Raw genomic sequence first — 22,365 nt, forward strand, 5'->3', positions numbered from 1 at the left:
CTTTTTTTAAAGGGGGCGGCTTAATGCAGCTTAAAAACGAAATCTCCATCTATAAAACTGTTCTTGACCTAATCGATGTAGGGGTACATGTAATTAACGAAAGCGGCAAAACTGTTTTGTATAATAAGAAAATGATGGAAATTGAAGGGACGGACATTGAAGATGTGTTAGATAAAAATATTTTAGATGTTTTTCGGTTCTACCAAGGGGAAGATAGTACACTTTTAAAGGTTTTGCATACAAGTGAGCCCAAGCTCAACATTCAGCAAACGTATTTTAATAATAAAGGATTAGAAATAAAAACTGTTAACAATACTTATCCTTTATTTGATCAAGAGAGAATTGTTGGAGCTGTTGAAATCGTTCGAGATGTAACAAAATTAGAAAGAATGATGAAAAAGAGTTCACAAAGTAAAAAGAATACTGCACATACATTTGATTTCTTTCTGGAAAAAGATTTTTTTCCTAAGAAAGTAATAGATATAGGAAAACAAGCAGCAAAAACTTCATCCAGCATTTTTATAAATGGTGAGGCAGGAACTGGAAAACACATATTAACTGAGTGTATTCATAATGAAGTATACACTAATAAAAAACCTTATCACATTCTAAATTGTACATCCTTATCAAGTATATATTTAGAGAATACACTGCTTGACACCATCAATCAATTAGAAAAAGCTGAAGGCGGGACATTAGTTATTGAGGAAATACAAAACTTATCTCCATCCGTCCAATTTAATTTGCTTACGTCTTTAACAAAAGAGAAAAAATTTATAATGATATGTACCATGAAGGAGGATCCAATTGATTTAATAGCTAGTGGTAAATTAAATAAGCAATTATTTTACCAATTAAGTGAACTTACATTTATGATTCCTCCATTACGTGAACGCAAAAAATATATTCGACAAATTACTTTATTTTATCTAAACCAATATAATGGTATTTATCAAATGAATGTGAGAAACGTATCTGATGAGGTAATTCAAAGCTTTCAGGAATATCATTGGCCAGGGAATATAAGGGAATTGGAGCATATTATTGAGAATTCGATGAAGGTTCTTGAAAATGAAGATATTCTTCAGCTTCACCATCTTCCTGCAAATTTCCTCAATCGTGTATCACAAGATCATCATTTTCTAATGCAAAAGAATCAAGATATTAAACCTTTTGAAGAATATATACAAGAGGCAGAAAAGTATTATATTCAAAAAGGTTTACAATATCATCAATATAATATTACAAAAACGGCTCAAGCACTCAATATGAGTCGTCAAAATTTACAATATCGAATAAGAAAGTACGGAATCGAAAAGCCTTAATTTCGTAAAATAAAAGAAATCGGCGAATAGCCGATTTCTTTATTAGATGTAATACGAAAACTGTCTTACTTTTTAATTAAATCTGATTGCTCGATCCATTCTTGAAGCTTATCTTTTAGTGTGTTAAAACCTTCTGTTGGTTCTTCAGTAACAACATTAACTTGGCGACGACGCGCTGGCTTTTTTTCTTGTTTTGGAGCATCTTCTGTCGCACGAATAGATAAGCTAATCTTCCCGCTTTCATCATCGATTGTAAGGACTTTAACGTTTACTTCATCACCTACATTTAAATGTTCATTAATGTCTTTAACATAACCATGTTTAATTTCTGAAATATGAACTAATCCTTGAGTTTCTTCATCAAGTGCAACAAATGCACCATATGGCTGAATTCCAGCTACTTTTCCAGTTAACACATTTCCAACTTCGTATTTTGTCGTCATCGAAACACTCCCTATTTATTCATTTTTTTCTCCTATATATACGCAATTAAAAATTATATCACAATTGAAAAATAGACGCAAAAATAAGCATGTTTACACATGTGATTTTTTATATCTTTTTAATTTTCACCAAACGCATACAAACAAATCACAAAAAATTCATAAAGCAATAATTAAGTAAGAATCACAAAATGTGATACAATATAGAAAAAAACTGATAACCGGAGGGATATTAATGACAAACTTTGCACAAAATTTAAAGTTTTATCGTGAACAACAAAATCTAACACAAGAAGAATTAGCGGTTAAAGCTAGATTAGGAGCTAAAGTAATTGAGAAATACGAATCTGGAGAGCAAGTCCCTACTACACAAACCATCCTTAAATTATCCACTATTTTGGATGTCCCTGCTTCAGTATTAACAGAATAATGGAGATAAAGTGAATCCTCAATCAGTGGAAATTTTTATCCCCCAACTCATTGTTTCCCGCCTAAACAAACCTTTTACGAATAATTACCCTGCATGAATAGATGGATGGTTTTGCCATCTATTCGCACGGGATTAATTTTTTTTGTATTTATTGATTAAATAATAAGAAAAATGGGTATCCTTTTACTACAAGGCTTTCTGTATAGCATTGATTATTGGTTGAAATCAATCTATACACTAGTATTCCCCCTTTTTATTTTTTGACGAGACTTGGGACTCGTCCTTTTTTTTGTCATTGTTTTATAATTATCATTAACAGAGCAATACCATTTGTAGGTTTCAGGGGTGAATTGAATGTCAATTACAGTTTCAAAACTCACAAAAGAAATAAGTGGAATCGAAATTTATTTTGAGGAATATAAAAATCAAAACGCAAATAACACATTTGTGCTTTTACATGGATTTCTCTCCTCTACTTTTAGTTTCAGGAGATTGATCCCACTTTTAAATAAAGACAATAATGTGGTATCAATAGATATTCCTCCATTTGGTCAAAGTGGAAAACACCCTCGCTACCAATATTCGTATCAAAATCTTGCTAAAATGGTCATCAACTTAATCTCATCACTAGGATATTCAAGCATTTATTTAATTGGACACTCTATGGGTGGCCAAATCTCCTTAAACGTGATGCTTCAAAAGCCTAATTTAGTCAAAAAAGGAGTCCTTCTTTGCAGTTCAGGATACCTTAACCCATCAAAACGATCATTAAAATTATTAAGTTTCCTTCCATTTTTTCATCATTGTGTAAAATACTATTTAGAAAAATCGGGGGTTAGAAAAAATGTAGAAACTGTTGTTTTCGATAGAAGTATTATTGATGAAGAAATGCTAAAAGGGTATGAGCAGCCCTTTTTAGATAAACAAATATTTCGTGGTCTAACTAGAATGATCAGGGATCGTGAAGGTGACTTATCTGTTGAACAATTACACCAAATTACAACCCCATGCCTACTTATTTGGGGTGAACATGATCGTGTTGTTCCATTATCTATTGGAAAAAGATTGACCAAAGATTTACCACATGCACAGCTAATTGTTTTAAAGGATGCAGGACATTTAATTTCAGAAGAAAATGCTGAGGAAGTTTTTCAGCATATTGATAAATTTATACATGAGTAGAGGGGAAACTAACGGTGTTCCCCCCTTTTTTTATTACAATTCGCACGAAGCTTGTGAGTGAATAGTGATTAATGTTCTTGCCATTTTTTCGCATTGTTCTATTGGGATTCGTTCTTCAAATGAAAATTCATATATGTCTTGAATTCTTTTTGACAAAACATCCTTATTGTCTATATCATGCACCAATTGAATTACATCGACAATTTCAGTTTCATACGCTTCACTGCCATTGCCAAGGGGATTCCATTCTTCTAAAGCTTCCCTTAATTTAATATTCATTTGTTGAATATTCATTTTCTCACCCTTTATTATTGGTTATTTTCGCATAGATTGTTGCTTTTCGGATATAAACATATCCTTATTTAGTATTGAAACGTGCTCTTTTCCCTATATATTTAATCTTCTTTTCAAAATTGAAATATAGATCCGAGGCGTAAAAATCCTAATGCCGATTTTTACTTGTATCGACCCACAACAAAGTTTACGAAAAGAGCTTTATTCTTTAAATACTTGTTACAATATAATAACATATTAATATGAATTAAAAATGGATGGTGATAGAATGACACTTTTTGATCAAGTAATCGAAAGAAAAGGAACCTCTTCTGTTAAATGGGACTACATGAAGTTTGTTTATGGTGAAGATGAATTATTACCAATGTGGGTAGCTGATATGGATTTCCGACCTCCTGAAGCAGTCATTCAAGCATTACAAGAAAGATTAAATCATGGAATTTTTGGGTATACAGTTATTCCTGATAGTACTGGTGAAGCTATTCAAAATTGGTTAAAAAGCCGCCACGGATGGAACATAGATCGTTCATGGCTTTTATATAACCATGGTGTCGTCCCATCTCTCGGTTTAGCTATTTTAGCGTTTACAGATCCTGGGGATAATATTCTACTTCAATCACCTGTTTACACACCTTTTTTTACAATGACAGAAAATAATAATAGAAATGTAATCAACTGTCCTTTGCAACTAGTAAATAATCGATTCGAAATTGATTTTATACAACTTGAAGAAGCATTACAAAACAATATTAAGCTATTTTTCCTCTGTAATCCCCATAACCCTGGTGGCAGAGTGTGGAAGCGTGAAGAATTAATAAAAATAGCTGAATTATGTAAGAAATACAACGTTCTAATTATTTCAGATGAAATACATGGGGATCTTGTAGGAGCACCGCAAAAGCATATTCCTATTGCATCATTAGACGAATCATATCGTGATTTCGTCGTGACTTGCATCGCTCCTACGAAAACTTTTAACTTAGCTGGTATACAAGCTTCCAGTTTAATAGTACCTAACCCTGATTTACGAGAAAAACTTGTTAAAATACAAGAACAACAAGGCTTTCACACATTAAATGCTTTCGGTATTGTCGGAATGGAAGCTGCTTATCGCTATGGTGAAGAATGGCTGGATACTCTTCTACCCTATATAAAAGATAATATTCAGCTAGTAAAAGAAACAATTAATCAGGAGGTACCAGCAATAAAAGTGATGGAACCTGAAGGCGGATATTTAATATGGCTGGATTGCAGGGACACTGGGTATTCGGATGTAGAACTCAAAAATCGTCTGCTTAAAATAGGCCGCCTTGCATTAGAGCCCGGAACAAAATATGGTCTTGGCGGTGAGGGATTTTTAAGGATGAATGTGGGCTGTCCTAGGGAAACCATTCAAGAAGGAGTTATTCGTTTAATAAAAGCATTAAGCTAATGGAAAAAAAGGATAAGCACGTACATATTATCGTGCCTTATCCTTTTTTCATAACTGTTTTAACATAGATTGTAAAATCCTAATACCGATTTTTACTTGTATCGGTATTGCAACAAAGCTAACGAAAAAAGCCTATTTCTTTTTTAGCTCTCCACATGCAATCCGGTTTCCAGCATCACCTGCAGGCTGTGTCATTCCATCGTCTTTTGATTCATGAATAACAATCGAAGTCCCTTCTTTTGTGAATAATGAATTCTTTCCGTTTCCCATTGTAACTTGAGGAGCTAGAAAATCTACCTTTACCTTTCCATCATCCTTCACAATTAAGTTTGGTAGGTCACCTGCATGAGATCCTTTCGGGTATAATAAGCCATGGTCTTTATTATCCGGATTAAAATGATTACCTGCTGAGGTAAAATCAGGAGCCTTACAGCTGCCTTTTTCATGGAAATGAATTGCGTGTTCACCAGGTGGAAGCCCCTTCAAATTCACCTTTAACATAACACCTTTTGCCTGCTCCTTTAAATTAATCTTTCCGAGACTATCACCTGAAGCATTTTTTATATCAACATCCGTTTCTTTCGGATTCGCTTGTGTACATCCGCTTAATACAAACAACGTTAATAGAATAGAAAACCATTTCACTACATACTCCTCCAATAAATTTCTTTTCCTCCACATTCTAGCCATTAATAATGGGATATATTCGGTATGTCTCTAACAAAAAAAACCAATTCTTATATAGAATTGGTTATCGGTCTACTTTAAATTATTCTTTATTTTTTCTTCGAATTGCTTTGCTTTTTCCAATTGCTTTTTATTCACTTTGAGTATAAACATGAAGGTTATTATACAAAGGATAAGAAAAATAGAAAATGAGATGAACGCAGGGATATATTCTCTTTTATCTTCAGGGAAGTATAGAAATAAATTCAATACAAAAATATTTAAAGAGTTTAACATTGGAAACTCCCTTTCTTAAAAACTTCATTAATTAATAGTATACCAATTTTTATTCCTTTCAACCAATTGAGTGATTGACAATTTTATAACAAATAAGAAAAGCGGAAGCACCTTGATCAGCCCCAACAAGCAAATGGTCTTCCAACAAAGGAAGTCTGCCTTTTGACTTCATTGTTGGAAGACCATTTGACCTCGAGGGGCTAGGCGCTGGAGCTGGACAAGAAAAGGCTGCCTTTAAGACAGCTCCTCCATTATTTTAATACATTTATTTTTTCAATTACTACATCAAATTGAACCGGATGATCCCGCATATCCGTCTTAACTTCAGCAATTTTATCTACTACATCCATTCCTTCAACAACATGTCCGAAAACAGTGTGACGGAAATCTAAATGTGGAGTTCCTCCGTTTTCCATATAAGCGTTAATTACTTCTTCAGGATATCCAGCACGCTCCATTTGACCTTTCATTCTTGGATCAACAGCGACACTCTGTACGATAAAGAACTGACTACCATTCGTATTTGGTCCCGCATTAGCCATTGAAAGTGCTCCACGGAAGTTAAAAAGCTCTTGAGAGAACTCATCTTCAAAAGGTCCTCCGTAAATACTTTCTCCACCTGTTCCATTTCCTAATGGATCGCCGCCTTGAATCATGAAACCGTTAATTACTCGGTGAAAAATAACACCATCATAATATCCATCTTGACTATGCTTAACAAAATTTTCAACTGTTTTAGGAGCAAGGTCTGGGAAAAGCTTTATTTTAATATTTCCCATATTCGTTTGCATTTCAATCAATTTCTCGTTTTCTAAAACTTCCTTCGTTAACTGTGGATATGTCATAAAAAAATCTCCTTTTAATAATTTATGTAAGATTTGCGAAAAAGAAATCATTCCTTTCCATCTTACTTTACTAAATTCTCCTATAAAGTTGCAACTCCACCACTCGCATAATATTTTGCTTTTTTATCAAAGTGCTTCATAATATGAATAAAATAGTTTTGGAGGGATCGGAATGGAACAAGGACAAATTGTAACCTTTTTTAATAAAACAGGTAAATATTTAGGGGAAATAACAGGAGTATTCCCTGATCGTTATGTAGTAAAAACACTGGCTGTGTTAAAGCATCCGATGCAAGGGGATCTGCACAATCCAAAAGAAACGGATGTTGCTTTTTTTCACGAACGGAAGGCACTTGCTTACCGGGAGCAATCTAATATTCCATTAAAAATGGTAAAGCCCTTTGAAGGAGAAATTCCTAATTATGGTGAGTCATTAAAGCTTGCAGTTGTTAAATTGCGTAATGAGCTTATGACTCAAGAAACGGAATTTAATTTGAAAAGTATTGAAAGTTTAAATAGTATCCAGAAAGAATACGAATTGATGTACAACCTTAAGTGGTAATCACATTTCGAGGGTAATAGAAAAGTAAAGTTCTATCATTTTATTTTTCTATCACCCTAAATTATTTTGTTATTATTTATTTCTTTGAAACGACGGCCATTGTACATCGAGACATACAAATGAGCCTATCCTCTTCATCTTTTATTTTAATCTCCCAAACCTGTGTACTTTTTCCACGGTGAACCACTTCGGCAATAGCAGTAACTACTCCATCACGTTTGGAACGGATATGATTCGCGTTAATTTCTAGTCCAAAACATATTTCTTTTTCTAAATCAATAATTGCCGTAGCCCCGACACTAGCAACTGTTTCAGCAAGGGCAACAGATGCCCCTCCATGCAGATATCCAAATGGCTGCCTAGTGTTTTCATTAACCGGCATAGTAGCAACCACTTTTCCTTTACCAATTTCCACAAACTCCATTCCGAGTGTTTCTATAAGTGTATTTTTATAATCCATAAAGTTTCTCCTCCTCGTTTATCGTATTATTCAAGAAACTTACATCAGAATCCTTCTTCCATACAATTTTTATCTTAATGAATATTTCATTACATACTCAAGTTTTATTTCGCATATGGTAAATAAGGAAAGCTCAATTTTATCTAATTTGTTTATTCAAAGGGGAAGATTACCTTGAAATATTATCATCCTTATCATCATGAATATCCCCCTTATCCGAATATTGCCTACTCATATCAGCACCCATTTCGCCAATACCAACCAGTAGATCCCAAAATATTTATAAATTCCGCAAACAAAATGAAGTCCTTATTAAAAGATGCCGAAAAGGTTATAGATCATTTATCTGCATCGGAGGCATTCTCCAAACAATTAATGACATACGCACAAGAATCACAACTTAATAAAGTCAATAAGATGATTTATGATATCGGGCTAAAATCAAGTCCTGAAATTCGCTATACTCCTAGCGGTATTGTTATTAAGTTTTCTGATCAAAAAGATGTGACCAATTGCTGTCTTTTAGAAATGAAAATCCGCTGGGGTATGTAGTAAGAAATCCGCTAGCCGATAGGCGCTGGAGCTAGACATAGCAGACACTTTTCATGTCTAATATCCTTAGTAAATTTTATACTTTCTTACCTTTGAACAATGTAACAACAAATAAACAGGAAAATGCTCTTCGAAAAATCGAAGAGCTTTTCGTATTCATTAATATCCGTAAGGTGCATAAGGTCTAGGTCCATACCCACCATATGGTGCATATGGATAAGCATATGGTGGGTATGCAGGCGGATATGCATAAGGTCTAGGTCTAGAAAGAGCAGCTCCGGCTAATCCACCTCCGATTAGTCCTCCTAAAAATCCTCCTACAAGCGGGGCACCAAAGAACGGGAACATCCTATAATCTCCTGGAACAGGTGCCTGACGATAATAGTACAATTAGGTATACCTCCTTTTTAAAAAAGACGCTCTCTATCTTCATATGCAGGAGAAGTGCGGATGGACTGGGCAAAAGGAAAGGTTATGTCTTTTAAAAGAATATTCACAACAATAATAAATTTCAGCCAAAAAATCTAAAAGAGTCTAAATATTCACACCTTAATAGTATTTTTTTGTATAATTAAACAAAAGAAAGTATTTTTAGATTAAGTTAGTAATGTATACACTAACATTCTCAATCATAGTCATTAGAATCTTTAAGCAAAACTATTGATTGGGTGGGATAAAATGAAAAAGCAATTGGGGTTTGGTATTGTTATTTTGTTGTGCTTAATAGGTATATTTGTTTTTAATTTTTCATTTGCAAAATCAGATTTAAAGCTTAATCCGATTGAAATGAAAAAAAGTAATATGGGTATTTTAAATGAAAAGTTGACTTTTAAAAACGTTATGAAAACGACCAATGAGGTTTTGGTCGGAAGGGTAATTGGATTGGATGAATTAAATGAATCTAGAAAGGTTTATAATGTAGCAGTTGAAGATGATATCTTGGGAGAAACACAAAATGAAGTACTCGTATATGTGGGAGAAGAGTTGTTAGAACAAGGAAGTAAATATGTATTCTTTTTACAGCCTCTTAGTTCCACCGTTTATGAAAAAGATTTTTACGTACAGCATCCTGAATTTATCATTAAGATTGGTGATAATGGAGAATTATCTAGGCTAGCAAATGCTTATGAGTTTACTTACGAAAAGCCATTTACAGACGAAAAATATAATCAGCTTTCTACATTAAAATCCTTTATTAAAAAAAATTTCAAACAAAATGTTTCGGAGAACCAATCAGTTATCCAATATAAAAATAAGGAACAGCTATTACAACAATCTGACCTAGTAATGGAAATTCTTATCAATGAAATAGATGATGATAGAGGGATATCCATTGTTCATTTTGTTGTCCTTAAAAAATATAAAGGAGACAAAGACGATTTCGATATTCTGTTACCAACCAATCAGATTAAACAAGGAAATAAATATCTAATATTCTTAAAGGAAAATGAGGATGGATCTCCAACATTAACAACAAGGAATGGTAGTCTCATCGAAGTAGGAACTTCTCAATATAACGATACAATAAAGTTGATTAATAAGTAAGGATAAGAGCCAGTGTAATAGTCTCAATAACTATTACCCCGGCTCTTTTTTCAAAATATTATTTCACTGGTTCAAATCTTTCCACTAATAATGCTAATGTACGAACCATGACACCAGTTGCACCGTAAGGTCCTAAATCATGCTCTTTACTAGTGACTGCTGTACCAGCAATGTCTAAGTGCACCCATGGTGTATCTTCGGCAAATTCACCGACAAATGCTCCACCCATGATTGCATGCCCTTCACTGCCTGGTGAGTTATTTAAGTCAGCAATTTTGCTTCCGCGAACACGTTTCTTATCATTTTCGGTTATAGGTAGACGCCAAATATATTCTCCTGCTTCATATGATGCCTCTAATACTTGCTCGAAAAAGGCCTCGTCATTTGTCATCGCACCAGTTTTATCAAGTCCTAATGCAGTGATAACCCCACCTGTTAAAGTCGCTACATCAACTAAATAATTGGCACCATGATGTTTTGCATATGTAACTGCATCAGCTAACGCCAAACGGCCTTCGGCATCTGTATTTAGTACCTCAATTGTTATTCCACTCATTGATGTTATCACATCATCTGGTTTGAAGGCGGAACCACTAATCATATTATCGGTAGAAGGAATTACCGCTACAACATTTTGCTCTGGCTTTAATTCACCGATTATTTCCATCGCACCAAGTACAGCTGCAGCTCCTCCCATATCTGTTTTCATGCCGACAATACCCGATTTTGTTTTTATTGAATATCCGCCTGTATCGAATGTAACTCCTTTACCAACTAGTCCAATGACATCTTCCCAAGTGTCTTTCCCTTGGTATTTTAAAACGATCATTTTCGGTGGTTCTACAGAGCCTTGGTTCACAGCTAAAAATGCACCCATTCCCAGCTTTTCCATCTCTTCTTTTTCAAGAATTTCGACTTCAAACTCATATTTTCCGCCTAATTCTTCAGCATATTGAGCTAAATCGGTTGCAGTAAGCATATTTCCTGGCAGGTTCACAAGTGTCCTTGCTGAATTCGTAGCTTTCCCAAAGGCATAACCGACCGTTAATGCTGCCTCAATCTCATTTTGATCCGTTTCTGAAATGATATTTATTTGTTCGACCATTTTTTCTGGTTCGTTTGATTTTTGTTTATATCCAGCAAATTCGTATGTAGCTAACGCAAATGCCTCACTAAGAGCATTAGCAGCATCTTCATGTGAAATCGCATCGGTTACAAAGGTATCAAGAGCAATAGCAACTGATTGCAAGCGACTTTCCTTCGCATGCTTGAATGCTTTTCCAAATGCTTCTTTTACATCATCAAACGATAATTGATTCTCTTTTCCCAATCCAACAAACAATAGACGTTTTACATTTAATTTTCCAAGTGTATGTATTTTAGATATTTCTTTTACTTTTGCCGAAATATCCCCTGACTTAACAAGCTCTGTTAATTCATTTTCAAATTTTGCATCTAATTCAGAAAGTATTCCCGAGAATTTTTCAGGTGTATCTTTTAAACCAATCAAAAGACATTCTTGTTTTTCTTCAAAAGGATTTGCATTAAAAAATTTAAACATCCTCTCCACCTCCAATCATTATTATATCGAAAAAACGAAATATTTGCTCACGTTAGAAAAAAATTAAACCTATTAAGATTATGTGTTAGACTGAATGATAGAATATTCTTTGATTTTGAAATGCAATTATTGGAGGTATAGCATGCGTGTTGTTTCGATTTGTCCAAGTAATACAGAGCTTTTAGCATATTTAGATGCTCTGCCGCTGCTTGTCGGTATAGATGATTATTCTGATTGGCCAGAAAGTATAAAATCATTGCCGCGACTTGGCCCTGATCTATCGATTCGAATGGACGATGTTGAAAAATTGAAGCCTGATCTTGTATTGGCTTCACTAAGTGTGCCTGGAATGGAGAAAAATATCGATGAATTAAATAAAAGAAAAATTCCTTATATCGTCTTAGACCCACAAAATTTTGAAGATATCGCTAATAATTTAATCGAAGTATCAAGAGCAATAGGAATGGAAGAAATCGGAATACGTAAATCAGCTGCCTTTCTTAATCAATTAAATGAATTTAAGAAAATAGCTTCTACCATAGAAAATCGTCCATCCTTATATTGGGAATGGTGGCCCAAACCCGTCTTTACTCCAGGAAAAATAAATTGGCTAACGAAGGTGAGTGAGTATGTAGGAGCATATAATATATTTGCTGATATTGAAGAGGCAAGTATTCAAACAGATTGGGATGATGTTGCTACCAGAAATCCAGACTATATTTGCTTAGCATGGGTTGGTGTTTCTCATCAAAAAGTTAAACCTGAACTTGTACAAAAAAGACCGGATTGGAACCAATTACCTGCAGTAAAAAACAATCGTATTTTGGTGCTTGAAGAATACTTATATTGCCGTCCATCCCCACGTTTAATAAAAGGGATCGAAAAATTAGGAAAAATACTCCATCCAGCAGCATTTGAACAATTAGAGATTGAACCACTTTTCGACAAATAAGAATAATAATTGAAGGGTGACCACATAAGTATCACCCTCCGATTCATTACTCTAGTTTTGTTTTAATATATTTTTGTCTAAATACTTGCATCGTTTTATTTTCATTAAGCGTTTTTAATTCCTTTTCAGACAGCTTTCCATTTCCCATTTGCACAATATAAACCTTAACGCTCTTTTTTCCCCATTGCTCGTAAACTTCTTTTACTGTTTCATAATAGAGATCTAATTTGTTTCCTTTTATTGCTGATCCTGTATCCGCAACGACTCCATAACCATAACCTGGGATAAATAATATAGTCCCAATTGGAAAGATTCTTGGATCTGCAGCAATGGTAGAATATAAATCTCTTTTCACTTTTACTCCAGAGTATGTAATGCCATATTCCGGATCATTTGGATTTTTCCCTGTAGACTCAACACCAGCTGTATATCCAGTTGCTACCACTTCCTTTACTGGATATGTAGACCAATCAATCGCCTCTTCAAGGGTTGGCGTCGATCCCTTTACTGATTCACTTGACGATATTTGTGTAGCAGTGGATACCGACTTTTTTAATGATTTTAATGATAATCCGATTGACTTTAAGCTTAAATTATTGAAACTACTTAGAAAACCACTTGCTTGTCCATTAGTGTCATTAATCATTCCTACATATAAAGATTGAGCCTTTACTCCTGATATTGATTGAAAAGTTGTAACGAGTGCTCCAATAAATAAAATTGTCATGAATAATCGCTTTAAAATTTTTTTCATAATCATAGTTTTTTCCACTCCTCCCAAATCTATTCTTTTCCTAATACGATTTGAAATATTCACCGAGAGTGAAAAAAACTTAAAATTCTGTAAAATATTTTTACATAACTATATTTTTTTACATAAGGCTTTGTCCTGTATGGTATGTGTGAAGCGTTTTATTTACAAAGTAAAACTAGCTGAACACATACCATACAGGGTTTTATTAGAAACAACTACAATGTTTAACAAAGCCTTACATAAAAAAAGACCTCAAATGGGCCTTTTAAAAGGAGCTTTCTCATTGGTTGCTGCTATTTTAGATTTTTGATTCAAAATAACAAAGTTTAAGAAAAGAACCTTTTTAAAACATTCTATATCCTTTTTGACGTAATATTTTCATTACGATTCCCGCTACTAAAGCGCCTAAAAAACCACTGATTAATATTAAAATATCGGGCGCGAGAAGGGATGAAATTCTTTCTCCTAATTGTTGGAAAGCATATCTCGAATTTGTGAAATATTCCAAGAAACGAACTTTATCAATGATTAAAATTGCAACAATTGGATAGATGATTGCCATTAGCCATGTCATTCTTAATAGCATATTTAAAATAAAGCCTATCCCAAAGAATAACACAAAAAATAATAACATCGAAATAATTAAAACAGGTAAACTCATATGCATAACCTACACCTCCATCCGTCAACACCAAACAGATAAGCTTGACTACATTAAAACTCCAATCTACACCAATTTTAAGTGTAATCAATGTTAATAAGTCAGTCAACAAATGCAGTATGAAAAAAGTTTGAACAATTTAAGAACAAAAAAGGTTCCCCTTTTTAGGAAACCTAGTTAATAAATTTATGTTATTCTTTATTTCTTTTTTCCCGTACCTTCGCAACAAGGACATGTTTCGGAACCGCCTAAAATGAGTTGAAAGTATCCTTTTCCTGAACAATATGTGCATGTTTTTTTCTCCGCCGTACTTATCTTCATTTTACTCAATCCCTTCATCTTTGTTTTTATTTCTTAATTTTCTGATAATATAACATTAATCAAAGTAAAGGTAAACAAGCAAATACGTTGAAGAAAACGCATACAACTATATATTCTCTCATTCTTTCATTGAAATTCTTCAAAATACAAATAATTTCAAAAAAATAAAAGACGAAGCCAAATGCTCCGCCTTAAAATCTTATTAGAATAATTTAAATTTACCTTTTTTCAACACAAGGGAAGTTCCGCCAACCATGAATAATGCACGGTTATCAATTACTTTCTTCATAACTGAAGCACTTGTCCCTTTAATTTTCTTGCCATAAACAACCCCAATTGCATCGTCTTCACCAAGTGAGCAAACAGTACCTTTATCATCGAAAACAAAATTTTCAAGATCTGTTTTACCTTGAACGAGCTTTGCAACGTTACGGGCGCAAACTTCACCATGTTGCATAGCAATTTGTGCAGTTGGTGGATATGGACGGTTAATTTCCTCATTAATAATAAGTGAGCAATCACCAATAATAAAAATATCATCATGACCTGGAACACGTAAATCGTGGTTAACTTTCACACGGCCACGCATACTTTCAAATCCAGACTTTTCAATAATTGAGTTACCGCGAACCCCAGCAGACCAGATAATTGTACCAGCTTTAATTTCTTGTGGTTCCTCATCCTTTTTACCAATTAAAACGCCATCTTCAGAAGCTTGTTGTACAGCAGTACCAATATGGAACTCAACGCCTTTACTTTCAAGTAAAGCAATCGCATAATTTACTAAGTCACGATCGAATTGAGGCAATACCATTGGTGAAGCTTCTACACAAACAATTCTTACTTTTTTACGATCAATATCATATTCTTCACAAAGCTTTGGAATTCGGTTTGTTAATTCTCCAAGGAATTCAATTCCTGTAAATCCTGCACCACCTACAACAATAGATAAGCGTTTATCATCTTTTTCTTCTTCAGTAGTGTAAGTAGCAAATTGATATTCAATATGCTCACGAATTTGTCTTGCAGCATTAACATTTGTAATAGCAAATGCATATTGATCTAAGCCTTTGATACCAAATGTTTCAGAATCTGAACCTAATGAAATGACTAAATAATCATATTCAACTTCACCGTTCTCAAGAATAACTTTCTTCTCATCTGGATTAACTTTTTCTATTGTTCCTTGAATAAATTCTACTTTGCTTCGATTAATAACATTTTTTATATCGTAACGGACACGGTCATGATGTAAAGTTCCTGCAGATGCTTCATGAAGCCATGTAGTTTCATAATGATATTCATTTTTATTAATTAGAATAATATCTGCTTCATTACCGCTCAATAATTTTTGTAAACGAGTTACTGTCATTAATCCACCGTATCCGGCACCCAATACAACGATTCTTGGCTTTCTCAACTTGTATCACTTCCACCTTTAAATTTTTTTAGTGATGGTTATTTTTATGTTTCCACCACAACCGCAAGCTTATGAATAAAACGTTAAATTAATTTGTGATTTATTTCACTAATCACAGCATACTAAAGCAGGGCTATGTAAAATTTTTTGTTATATAAAATAACAAAGCCCAAATTAAAAAAATTGTCATAAAAAATTAATATAATATCCAAATCTAATAATATTCTTTTTGCACTTGTTTTTCAATATGTATTTAGGAAAAAGAAAACTTAAGAAAATTCTGATAAATTGTTTTTAGAACTTAATTTTTCGTTTCAAACATTAGATTACATTGATTCGAATGTGATATGATGTTATAGTGATTATTTTATATTGGAGGTAATTTTTTTGAAGGAAGATCAAAAAATTTATGATATAACCATTATCGGTGGAGGACCGACTGGATTGTTTACTGCTTTTTATGGTGGGATGAGACAAGCTAGTGTCAAAATTATTGAAAGTCTTCCGCAATTAGGCGGTCAGCTTTCCGCATTATATCCTGAAAAATATATCTATGATATAGCAGGTTTTCCAAAAATTAAGGCTCAAGATCTCGTTAATAATCTAAAAGAGCAAATTTCAATGTTCTCACCTACTATTTGTCTTGAACAAGCAGTGGAAAATGTCGAAAAACAAGACGATGAAATTTTTAAACTTACAACTGATCAAGAGATTCATTATTCCAAAACAATCATTATTACAGCTGGTGTTGGTGCATTCCAACCAAGACGTTTAGAGCTTGAAAATGCTAAACAATACGAAGGAAAGAATTTGCATTATTTCATTGATGATTTGCAAAGTTTTGCTGATCAAAAAGTAGCCATTTTAGGCGGTGGAGACTCAGCAGTTGACTGGGCATTAATGCTAGAACCTATCGCAGAAAAGGTATCACTTATCCATCGACGTGATAAGTTTCGTGCACATGAGCACAGTGTAGAAACATTACGTAATTCAAAAGTCGATATCAAAACACCATTTGTGCCTGTTGAATTAATTGGAGACGAAAACAAAGCTAGTCAGATTGTATTAGAAGAGGTACGTGGTGACAAAAAAGAAGTTGTAGATTTTGATTCTCTTATCGTTAATTATGGCTTTGTATCTTCTTTAGGTCCAATCAAAGATTGGGGTATTGAAATAGAAAAAAATTCGATCGTTGTTAATTCAAAAATGGAAACAAACATTCCAGGAATTTATGCCGCTGGAGATATTTGTACATTCGAAGGAAAAATCAAATTAATAGCAACTGGTTTTGGGGAAGCACCTACAGCCGTAAGTAATGCAAAAGCTTATATTGACCCTAAAGCTCGTCTACAGCCAATGCATAGTACATCATTATTTCCATCTTAATAAATAACTTTGTTAAATAATGTTATTGTTTTTGAAAAAGTCCTGTAGGATATGCGTTCAGCTAATTATACTCCGTATAGAAATCGCTTCACGCATACCCTACAGGTAATTTTATTAACCGAAATCATTAAACAAAGCCAATTAATAAAATCGTAAAAGACCTGGAGCAAAGTTCCAGGTCTTTTTACATTAACAATTCTCAGGTGTTCCAGCTACCTTAGACGTTCTAAATGAAGAGCCGCATCCACATGATGCAATGGCATTCGGGTTATCGATGGTGAATCCGCCGCCCATTAAGGATTGTTTATAATCTATTTTTGTCCCTTGAAGAATTAATGAACTTTCTTTATCTACAAGAATATTTAAGCCATGTTGTGAATCTGCAACATCATCATCTTTTTTTTCATGGTCAAAACCCATACCATATGATAAGCCGCTGCATCCTCCACCATTTACACTAACACGAAGAAATGAGCCTTCCTCTTCATTTTGCTTCATCATATCTTTTATTTGCAAAGCTGCTGCTTCCGTAACAATTACAACTTCAGTCATGTTTACACCTCCAAAATATAACTTATGTTAACTTAGGTAATTTTATAAGAATATTTTACTTTATATTATATACCCTCACGGAAACACTCTCAACCAATTCGCTTTTGTGGATGCAGCAAAAATTTTCAAAATTTGAGGCTCTTATGCCTACAACATTAAAATATTTATTCTATAATAGGATATAAGACTGAGTTAATTAGACCTAAAAAAATATACGAGCGTGATATTATGAATACAACATTAACACCATACTACGAAAAAAAATTACAGTGCTTGCTTTGTAAAACAAACTTCATATCTACAAAAATACGTTCGAGCTTTGTTAAAGTTGATTTTTACGATAAAGATTTTTGTCCCAATTATTTTTCAGACGAGGTTAATCCACTTTTTTATAGTGTTTTTGTTTGCCCACATTGCGGATTTTCTTTTACAGAGTATTTTTCAAAGTATTTTCCTCCTGGAACTAGAGAGGATATTATTAATAAGGTGAGTAACCGCTGGGTTAGTCAAGATTATGGGAAAATTCGAAAGATCAAACATGCAATTGCTTCATATAAGCTTGCTGCCTATTGTGGAGAAATAAAACGTGAAAAAAATGTGACCATCGCAGGTCTTTACATTCGAATCGCTTGGCTATACAGAAAAATAAACAACAAGGTTCAAGAACAACGATTCTTAAGATTTGCTATGAATGAATATTTAAATTCATATTTAAATAGTGACTTTCATGGATCTCAAATGTCTGAATTAAAAATAATCTATTTAATTGCGGAACTGTCCTATCAAATTGGAGAAGAAAAACAAGCGGTGCTATACCTATCAAAGGTAATTGAAAAACAAAATACGACAACTGAAAGAACCATCGTTGAAATGGCACTAGAACGATGGCATGAAATTAAAGCAACATAATCAGTCAAAAGCTCGGAATAAGAAAAGCGCAAGAGCCTTGCTCATCGGCGTACGGATTTTGTAGTCTTCGACTGAGATAAAGGAAACACGGTGAGGTAGTTCTCGAGCTAGTGAAATTGGCACTTCAAATTTCACCTGATGTTGACTTATCGTAGGGAGGAGACGGAGAAATCCCCTAGCCGATTGGCGCTGGAGCTAGACATAGCAGACACTTTTTGTGTGTAATATCCTTAGTGAATTTTATACTTTCTTACCTTTGAACAAAATTGCTTATCCACGTCTCAAGTGTAGATTAGTCACTTGGGACATTTTTCGCTAAATGAACTATTACCCATAATTCTAGAATTTAATAGTACGCTTAACAATAAAAAGTAATGAAAGAGACCGAGGTCTTCTTCCATTACTTTTTAGAACATTGGATTTTCTTCTAAATATTTATATATATTTTCCACGAGCTCTTTAGGAGTATCGCCTTTTACATATTCCCCATTTACAAGAGCGAAAGGGGCTTCTCCGCAAATATCACAGTAATCTAAGCAGCTATATTCAACGATATCGAGATTTGGATCCTCTTCCAAAATTTCAAGAGCTTCAATTGCTCCACTAGCAAGATTACTGGCACAAAACTCTATAATAGGATTCAAAGATAGTCACCTCACTACCAAAGTTTATCCTACCCCTTTTAAGTATTGCAGTCAATAAATATGATTTTTTCCAAAGGCTCTTTTCGTAACTTTGTTGTTTTTAAATCAAGTAAAAACTTATTAGGATTTTTACGACTCTAATTTATTATCCAATCTGAATGAAAGATTTATTATATAGAGAAAAGAGCACGTCTCCAACATTATTCTAGACTGAGGATACATCCGAAAAGCAATAATCTATTCGAAAACAGTCTTACCGAAAAACAAAAAAACATTCCACAATGTAAGAATGTTTTTAAGCGCAGATTACTTATTCTACTGCAGTATAACCGTATTTTTCTAATTCTGCATATATATTTTTTAAACGTGGATTTCCTTCACCAACAATATTTCCCTCTAATGTAACAACTGGATAAAATAGATCCTCTTCAATAACTCTCTCTGCGAAGATTTGTACATCCTCTTCTTCAGGTGGATTATATATATCAACAAGGCGGATGTTTACCGGTTGATCTGGATATTTTCGGGCTATTGCTGCATCCAGCCATTCATAAGTATCTTTTGATGATGGTAAATTTACACAACTTGCACAAATGATTTCCGCACCATATATAATAATCTCAACAGTTTTCCCCACTTTGTTTCCCCCTCTTTTTCTTTTATTGTACAACATTTTCGAAAAGAAAAGGAGTGAGAGAGGGGGATTCAATAATAGATTTTTTTTCAATTACTGATTATAATAGGAGTATGGAAAGGAGTCGATTATTAATGTCAGAACAAACGATTACCGAAAAAGTTCAAGAAGTATTAGATAAATTACGTCCGTTCTTACTTCGTGATGGCGGCGACTGTGAACTAGTTGATATAGAAGATGGCATAGTTAAATTACGCCTTCTTGGAGCTTGTGGTACATGCCCAAGTTCAACTATTACACTAAAAGCAGGTATTGAACGTGCTTTATTTGAAGAGGTTCCAGGAGTAGTTGAGGTAGAACAAGTATTTTAATTTGTCTTGGAATACAAAAAGTGCAAGCGCCTTGCTCATCGGTGTACGGATTTCGTAGTCTTCGACTGAGATAAAGGAAACCGTGCTGAGGTAGTTCACGAGCTAGTGAAATTGGCACTTCAAATTTCACCTGATGTTGACTTATCGTAGGGAGGAGACGGAGAAATCCGCTAGCCGATAGGCGCTGTAGCTAGACAATACAAAAAAGCGATTCACTTTTGAATCGCTTTTTTAATTCGCTAACCAATTTACTTCAGGTATATTTTGTCTCCCTGCTGAAACCTCTGCGAGTTGAAAAAAGTTACTCAAAAATTTTTCGTATTGATGAGAATCCCTTATACATTTTCTCAGTCTCTCCTCTAAATTTTTCTGCTGCTGTTCAGACCTAGTAATAAAATATTCTTCAATGCATTCAAAATAATGTAATGGAAATAATAAGCGGGCATAAAGAAGCCGCCAAGAAAAAGATGATAAAGGGCTTATGGATTGATAGCCCCTTAAAAATTCTTGAAGATCGGGCATGAAGGTTCGTTTATTTCGAAAGTATTGATCACGAATCCACTCTGCAATGTCTCTGCTGGCATGGTCAAACACCCAATCAAATGGATTACGAATCCATTGGTTTTTTCCCCAAGAATTTTTATTGAAACGTTCATGGCAAATTGTACCTTCATCAATCTGAATTGGGGTATCGTCTAGTTCAGTATCGACCAAATATTGAATCGCATTTTCACATAACCCCATATAATAAGGAAAGGAATCTACAAATAAATGTTCAAAATCTTGATTAGGCTGTTCTTGCACTAATTGATACCAAGCTTTTTCCATTTGATCTAATCTTTTTTCCCAAAAAGTTTTCCATTGTCCAGCACTACTAACAGTTTGGATATTCGTTTGCAGCGATCTTCCACGATAGTGAAATTTTGCAAGCTTTTTTCCGTAATCCTTGTTCCTTGTTAAAGGATGATATTGATTTTTCAACAATACAAAATCTTCATTATTAGATGTTATAAGAAATTTATTATCCTTACCCAAAGTAAATTTTGAAACATAACGATCATTTTGAGCTATTAAGTGCTCAGACATTTCGTACAATTCAACCAATCGCTCCTCCTTGACATTTGTAACAGGAACAAGTGTATAAAGTGAATCATCAGCCAAATATCTAATAATATTTCCATCTATAAAGGAATTTTCAGGTTTAATGTTGAAAAATTTCTTAAGGATATCTACCGACATGATCATCCCCCTCTTCATTCATTACTCTTTATTCATGTATATGAAGAGAAAAGATAAATCAATATAAAAAATGAAAAAGGTGAAATTAATATGACAAATCATTCAAAAATGACCTTATCTGAAAAAACAGCTAGAGATTGGCTTAACAAACGTGGTGTTAAAATAGAGGATATCGCTGAATTAGTCATGTTTTTACAAAATAAATATCATCCAAATTTAAAAATTGAAGACTGTATTGAAAATATCGATAGAGTGCTATCCAAACGTGAGGTACAAAATGCGATTTTAACTGGTATTCAATTAGATATATTGGCTGAAAAAGGAATGTTAGAGGAACCATTACAATCGATTATCGCTGTTGATGAAAGTTTATATGGAGTTGACGAAATTTTAGCCTTTTCTATTGTAAATGTATACGGTTCGATCGGATTTACAAACTATGGATATATCGATAAACAAAAACCAGGTATTCTAGAAAAATTAAATGACCATACTTCTGGAAAATGCCATACTTTTTTGGATGATATTGTTGGTGCAATTGCAGCAGCAGCCTCCAGCCGTTTAGCACACAGAGCAGGAAGCGAAAAATATGAATAAACAACAAAAGATGTACTCGAAAACCTGCGAGTGAAGTATATCATGGAGCTAAATTGCTATTGATCTACCTCTTTACCTGGGTTTGAAGTACATCTTGGTGCTAAATTGCCAATGATCTACCTCTTTACCTGAGTTTGAAGTACATCTTGGTGCTAAATTGCCAATGATCTACCTCTTTACCTGGATTTGAAGTACTTCTTGGAGCTAAATTGCTTATGATCTACCTCTTTACCTGAGTTTGAAGTACATCTTGGTGCTAAATTGCCAATGATCTACCTCTTTACCTGAGTTTGAAGTACATCTTGGTGCTAAATTGCCAATGATCTACCTC

At 33.9% G+C, this 22,365-nt stretch carries 27 protein-coding genes; 12 read left to right on the forward strand and 15 right to left on the reverse strand.

From position 1 onward, the window contains the following. Positions 1–23: 23 nt before the first annotated feature. Positions 24–1,325, forward strand: coding sequence for a sigma 54-interacting transcriptional regulator (locus tag ACQKP0_RS23975; protein WP_427408327.1), 1,302 nt, complete (start codon positions 24–26; stop codon positions 1,323–1,325). A 65-nt stretch (positions 1,326–1,390) separates the two neighbouring features. Here ACQKP0_RS23975 and yugI read toward each other — a convergent pair whose 3' ends face one another. Then, positions 1,391–1,768 carry a S1 domain-containing post-transcriptional regulator GSP13 gene (gene yugI / locus ACQKP0_RS23980; protein ID WP_427408328.1) on the reverse strand — a complete coding sequence of 126 codons (378 nt, stop codon included), beginning with the start codon at positions 1,766–1,768 and terminating at the stop codon, positions 1,391–1,393. 235 nt (positions 1,769–2,003) lie between these two features. On the opposite strand from yugI, the gene ACQKP0_RS23985 reads away from it, so the two are divergent. Both ACQKP0_RS23985 and ACQKP0_RS23990 read left to right on the forward strand, forming a co-directional pair. Beyond that, on the forward strand, positions 2,004–2,198 hold the full coding sequence (locus tag ACQKP0_RS23985) for a helix-turn-helix domain-containing protein (RefSeq protein WP_427408329.1): 195 nt from the start codon (positions 2,004–2,006) through the stop codon (positions 2,196–2,198). A 354-nt stretch (positions 2,199–2,552) separates the two neighbouring features. After that, positions 2,553–3,380 carry an alpha/beta fold hydrolase gene (locus ACQKP0_RS23990; protein WP_427408330.1) on the forward strand — a complete coding sequence of 276 codons (828 nt, stop codon included), beginning with the start codon at positions 2,553–2,555 and terminating at the stop codon, positions 3,378–3,380. Between the two features lie 33 nt (positions 3,381–3,413). Here the strand turns inward: ACQKP0_RS23990 and ACQKP0_RS23995 are convergent, their stop codons facing one another. Beyond that, positions 3,414–3,674, reverse strand: a complete 261-nt coding sequence (locus ACQKP0_RS23995) for a DUF1871 family protein (RefSeq protein ID WP_427408331.1) — start codon at positions 3,672–3,674, stop codon at positions 3,414–3,416. A gap of 268 nt (positions 3,675–3,942) precedes the next feature. On the opposite strand from ACQKP0_RS23995, the gene ACQKP0_RS24000 reads away from it, so the two are divergent. Then, positions 3,943–5,106: a MalY/PatB family protein gene (locus tag ACQKP0_RS24000; protein ID WP_427408332.1), complete on the forward strand. Its 1,164-nt coding sequence runs from the start codon at positions 3,943–3,945 to the stop codon at positions 5,104–5,106. 132 nt (positions 5,107–5,238) lie between these two features. Here the strand turns inward: ACQKP0_RS24000 and ACQKP0_RS24005 are convergent, their stop codons facing one another. Further along, a complete protein-coding gene (locus ACQKP0_RS24005; protein ID WP_427408333.1) occupies positions 5,239–5,751 on the reverse strand; it encodes a superoxide dismutase family protein in 513 nt (170 codons plus the stop codon). A gap of 569 nt (positions 5,752–6,320) precedes the next feature. Then, positions 6,321–6,914: a peptidylprolyl isomerase gene (locus ACQKP0_RS24010; RefSeq protein ID WP_427408334.1), complete on the reverse strand. Its 594-nt coding sequence runs from the start codon at positions 6,912–6,914 to the stop codon at positions 6,321–6,323. A gap of 172 nt (positions 6,915–7,086) precedes the next feature. Between ACQKP0_RS24010 and ACQKP0_RS24015 the strand changes: the two genes are divergently transcribed. Next, a complete protein-coding gene (locus tag ACQKP0_RS24015; RefSeq protein WP_427408335.1) occupies positions 7,087–7,476 on the forward strand; it encodes a kinase-associated lipoprotein B in 390 nt (129 codons plus the stop codon). A 76-nt stretch (positions 7,477–7,552) separates the two neighbouring features. Here ACQKP0_RS24015 and ACQKP0_RS24020 read toward each other — a convergent pair whose 3' ends face one another. Continuing rightward, a complete protein-coding gene (locus ACQKP0_RS24020; protein ID WP_427408336.1) occupies positions 7,553–7,936 on the reverse strand; it encodes a hotdog fold thioesterase in 384 nt (127 codons plus the stop codon). A 174-nt stretch (positions 7,937–8,110) separates the two neighbouring features. Between ACQKP0_RS24020 and ACQKP0_RS24025 the strand changes: the two genes are divergently transcribed. Next, positions 8,111–8,488 carry a hypothetical protein gene (locus ACQKP0_RS24025; protein ID WP_427408337.1) on the forward strand — a complete coding sequence of 126 codons (378 nt, stop codon included), beginning with the start codon at positions 8,111–8,113 and terminating at the stop codon, positions 8,486–8,488. A 159-nt stretch (positions 8,489–8,647) separates the two neighbouring features. Here ACQKP0_RS24025 and ACQKP0_RS24030 read toward each other — a convergent pair whose 3' ends face one another. Further along, entirely contained in the window at positions 8,648–8,878 is a 231-nt protein-coding gene (locus ACQKP0_RS24030) for a hypothetical protein (protein ID WP_427408338.1), read from the reverse strand. Positions 8,879–9,166: 288 nt separating this feature from the next. On the opposite strand from ACQKP0_RS24030, the gene ACQKP0_RS24035 reads away from it, so the two are divergent. Next, complete coding sequence (locus ACQKP0_RS24035) at positions 9,167–10,033, forward strand: hypothetical protein (RefSeq protein ID WP_427408339.1); 867 nt, start codon at positions 9,167–9,169, stop codon at positions 10,031–10,033. Between the two features lie 58 nt (positions 10,034–10,091). Here the strand turns inward: ACQKP0_RS24035 and ACQKP0_RS24040 are convergent, their stop codons facing one another. Beyond that, positions 10,092–11,594: a leucyl aminopeptidase gene (locus ACQKP0_RS24040; RefSeq protein WP_427408340.1), complete on the reverse strand. Its 1,503-nt coding sequence runs from the start codon at positions 11,592–11,594 to the stop codon at positions 10,092–10,094. Positions 11,595–11,736: 142 nt separating this feature from the next. On the opposite strand from ACQKP0_RS24040, the gene ACQKP0_RS24045 reads away from it, so the two are divergent. Beyond that, entirely contained in the window at positions 11,737–12,546 is an 810-nt protein-coding gene (locus ACQKP0_RS24045) for a cobalamin-binding protein (RefSeq protein WP_427408341.1), read from the forward strand. Positions 12,547–12,592: 46 nt separating this feature from the next. Here the strand turns inward: ACQKP0_RS24045 and ACQKP0_RS24050 are convergent, their stop codons facing one another. From ACQKP0_RS24050 to ACQKP0_RS24065, 4 genes are all read right to left on the reverse strand, one after another. After that, on the reverse strand, positions 12,593–13,300 hold the full coding sequence (locus tag ACQKP0_RS24050) for a 3D domain-containing protein (RefSeq protein ID WP_427408364.1): 708 nt from the start codon (positions 13,298–13,300) through the stop codon (positions 12,593–12,595). Between the two features lie 343 nt (positions 13,301–13,643). Further along, positions 13,644–13,967 (reverse strand): YuiB family protein, encoded by a 324-nt coding sequence (locus tag ACQKP0_RS24055; protein ID WP_427408342.1) that lies wholly within the window; start codon positions 13,965–13,967, stop codon positions 13,644–13,646. Between the two features lie 192 nt (positions 13,968–14,159). After that, positions 14,160–14,282: a YuiA family protein gene (locus ACQKP0_RS24060; RefSeq protein WP_427408343.1), complete on the reverse strand. Its 123-nt coding sequence runs from the start codon at positions 14,280–14,282 to the stop codon at positions 14,160–14,162. A 202-nt stretch (positions 14,283–14,484) separates the two neighbouring features. Then, positions 14,485–15,702 (reverse strand): NAD(P)/FAD-dependent oxidoreductase, encoded by a 1,218-nt coding sequence (locus tag ACQKP0_RS24065; protein ID WP_427408344.1) that lies wholly within the window; start codon positions 15,700–15,702, stop codon positions 14,485–14,487. A gap of 387 nt (positions 15,703–16,089) precedes the next feature. Here ACQKP0_RS24065 and ACQKP0_RS24070 point away from each other — a divergent pair, with 387 nt between their 5' ends. After that, positions 16,090–17,088: an NAD(P)/FAD-dependent oxidoreductase gene (locus ACQKP0_RS24070; protein ID WP_427408345.1), complete on the forward strand. Its 999-nt coding sequence runs from the start codon at positions 16,090–16,092 to the stop codon at positions 17,086–17,088. A gap of 189 nt (positions 17,089–17,277) precedes the next feature. On the opposite strand, the gene ACQKP0_RS24075 is transcribed toward ACQKP0_RS24070, so the two are convergent. Continuing rightward, on the reverse strand, positions 17,278–17,640 hold the full coding sequence (locus ACQKP0_RS24075; RefSeq protein WP_427408346.1) for a HesB/IscA family protein: 363 nt from the start codon (positions 17,638–17,640) through the stop codon (positions 17,278–17,280). 228 nt (positions 17,641–17,868) lie between these two features. Between ACQKP0_RS24075 and ACQKP0_RS24080 the strand changes: the two genes are divergently transcribed. Next, positions 17,869–18,549 carry a DUF2225 domain-containing protein gene (locus ACQKP0_RS24080; RefSeq protein WP_427408347.1) on the forward strand — a complete coding sequence of 227 codons (681 nt, stop codon included), beginning with the start codon at positions 17,869–17,871 and terminating at the stop codon, positions 18,547–18,549. Between the two features lie 407 nt (positions 18,550–18,956). On the opposite strand, the gene ACQKP0_RS24085 is transcribed toward ACQKP0_RS24080, so the two are convergent. Both ACQKP0_RS24085 and ACQKP0_RS24090 read right to left on the reverse strand, forming a co-directional pair. After that, on the reverse strand, positions 18,957–19,193 hold the full coding sequence (locus tag ACQKP0_RS24085; RefSeq protein WP_427408348.1) for a YuzB family protein: 237 nt from the start codon (positions 19,191–19,193) through the stop codon (positions 18,957–18,959). Positions 19,194–19,503: 310 nt separating this feature from the next. Further along, positions 19,504–19,866 (reverse strand): YuzD family protein, encoded by a 363-nt coding sequence (locus ACQKP0_RS24090; RefSeq protein WP_427408349.1) that lies wholly within the window; start codon positions 19,864–19,866, stop codon positions 19,504–19,506. 17 nt (positions 19,867–19,883) lie between these two features. On the opposite strand from ACQKP0_RS24090, the gene ACQKP0_RS24095 reads away from it, so the two are divergent. Beyond that, the gene (locus ACQKP0_RS24095; RefSeq protein ID WP_427408350.1) at positions 19,884–20,198 is read left to right on the forward strand and encodes a NifU family protein; all 315 of its coding nucleotides are present in this window, start codon (positions 19,884–19,886) and stop codon (positions 20,196–20,198) included. Positions 20,199–20,429: 231 nt separating this feature from the next. Here the strand turns inward: ACQKP0_RS24095 and yutH are convergent, their stop codons facing one another. Continuing rightward, on the reverse strand, positions 20,430–21,437 hold the full coding sequence (gene yutH, locus ACQKP0_RS24100) for a spore coat putative kinase YutH (RefSeq protein ID WP_427408351.1): 1,008 nt from the start codon (positions 21,435–21,437) through the stop codon (positions 20,430–20,432). 90 nt (positions 21,438–21,527) lie between these two features. Between yutH and ACQKP0_RS24105 the strand changes: the two genes are divergently transcribed. Then, complete coding sequence (locus tag ACQKP0_RS24105; RefSeq protein ID WP_427408352.1) at positions 21,528–22,034, forward strand: phosphatidylglycerophosphatase A family protein; 507 nt, start codon at positions 21,528–21,530, stop codon at positions 22,032–22,034. Positions 22,035–22,365 lie beyond the last annotated feature (331 nt).

Source organism: Heyndrickxia sp. NPDC080065, from assembly GCF_050281185.1.
Taxonomy (GTDB): Bacteria; Bacillota; Bacilli; order Bacillales; family Bacillaceae_C; genus Heyndrickxia.

What these genes read in the sequence shown, in the direction of transcription:
- ACQKP0_RS23995 (WP_427408331.1), bottom strand. Translation starts at nt 3,674, where the DNA reads ATGAATATTCAACAAATGAATATTAAATTAAGGGAAGCTTTAGAAGAA.
- ACQKP0_RS24055 (WP_427408342.1), bottom strand. Translation starts at nt 13,967, where the DNA reads ATGCATATGAGTTTACCTGTTTTAATTATTTCGATGTTATTATTTTTT.
- ACQKP0_RS24060 (WP_427408343.1), bottom strand. Translation starts at nt 14,282, where the DNA reads ATGAAGATAAGTACGGCGGAGAAAAAAACATGCACATATTGTTCAGGA.
- ACQKP0_RS23990 (WP_427408330.1), top strand. Translation starts at nt 2,553, where the DNA reads ATGTCAATTACAGTTTCAAAACTCACAAAAGAAATAAGTGGAATCGAA.
- ACQKP0_RS24020 (WP_427408336.1), bottom strand. Translation starts at nt 7,936, where the DNA reads ATGGATTATAAAAATACACTTATAGAAACACTCGGAATGGAGTTTGTG.
- yutH (WP_427408351.1), bottom strand. Translation starts at nt 21,437, where the DNA reads ATGTCGGTAGATATCCTTAAGAAATTTTTCAACATTAAACCTGAAAAT.
- ACQKP0_RS24040 (WP_427408340.1), bottom strand. Translation starts at nt 11,594, where the DNA reads ATGTTTAAATTTTTTAATGCAAATCCTTTTGAAGAAAAACAAGAATGT.
- yugI (WP_427408328.1), bottom strand. Translation starts at nt 1,768, where the DNA reads ATGACGACAAAATACGAAGTTGGAAATGTGTTAACTGGAAAAGTAGCT.
- ACQKP0_RS24080 (WP_427408347.1), top strand. Translation starts at nt 17,869, where the DNA reads ATGAATACAACATTAACACCATACTACGAAAAAAAATTACAGTGCTTG.
- ACQKP0_RS24050 (WP_427408364.1), bottom strand. Translation starts at nt 13,300, where the DNA reads ATGAAAAAAATTTTAAAGCGATTATTCATGACAATTTTATTTATTGGA.
- ACQKP0_RS24090 (WP_427408349.1), bottom strand. Translation starts at nt 19,866, where the DNA reads ATGTTGTACAATAAAAGAAAAAGAGGGGGAAACAAAGTGGGGAAAACT.
- ACQKP0_RS24035 (WP_427408339.1), top strand. Translation starts at nt 9,167, where the DNA reads ATGAAAAAGCAATTGGGGTTTGGTATTGTTATTTTGTTGTGCTTAATA.
- ACQKP0_RS24000 (WP_427408332.1), top strand. Translation starts at nt 3,943, where the DNA reads ATGACACTTTTTGATCAAGTAATCGAAAGAAAAGGAACCTCTTCTGTT.
- ACQKP0_RS23985 (WP_427408329.1), top strand. Translation starts at nt 2,004, where the DNA reads ATGACAAACTTTGCACAAAATTTAAAGTTTTATCGTGAACAACAAAAT.
- ACQKP0_RS24075 (WP_427408346.1), bottom strand. Translation starts at nt 17,640, where the DNA reads ATGACTGAAGTTGTAATTGTTACGGAAGCAGCAGCTTTGCAAATAAAA.
- ACQKP0_RS24105 (WP_427408352.1), top strand. Translation starts at nt 21,528, where the DNA reads ATGACAAATCATTCAAAAATGACCTTATCTGAAAAAACAGCTAGAGAT.
- ACQKP0_RS24010 (WP_427408334.1), bottom strand. Translation starts at nt 6,914, where the DNA reads ATGACATATCCACAGTTAACGAAGGAAGTTTTAGAAAACGAGAAATTG.
- ACQKP0_RS23975 (WP_427408327.1), top strand. Translation starts at nt 24, where the DNA reads ATGCAGCTTAAAAACGAAATCTCCATCTATAAAACTGTTCTTGACCTA.
- ACQKP0_RS24015 (WP_427408335.1), top strand. Translation starts at nt 7,087, where the DNA reads ATGGAACAAGGACAAATTGTAACCTTTTTTAATAAAACAGGTAAATAT.
- ACQKP0_RS24045 (WP_427408341.1), top strand. Translation starts at nt 11,737, where the DNA reads ATGCGTGTTGTTTCGATTTGTCCAAGTAATACAGAGCTTTTAGCATAT.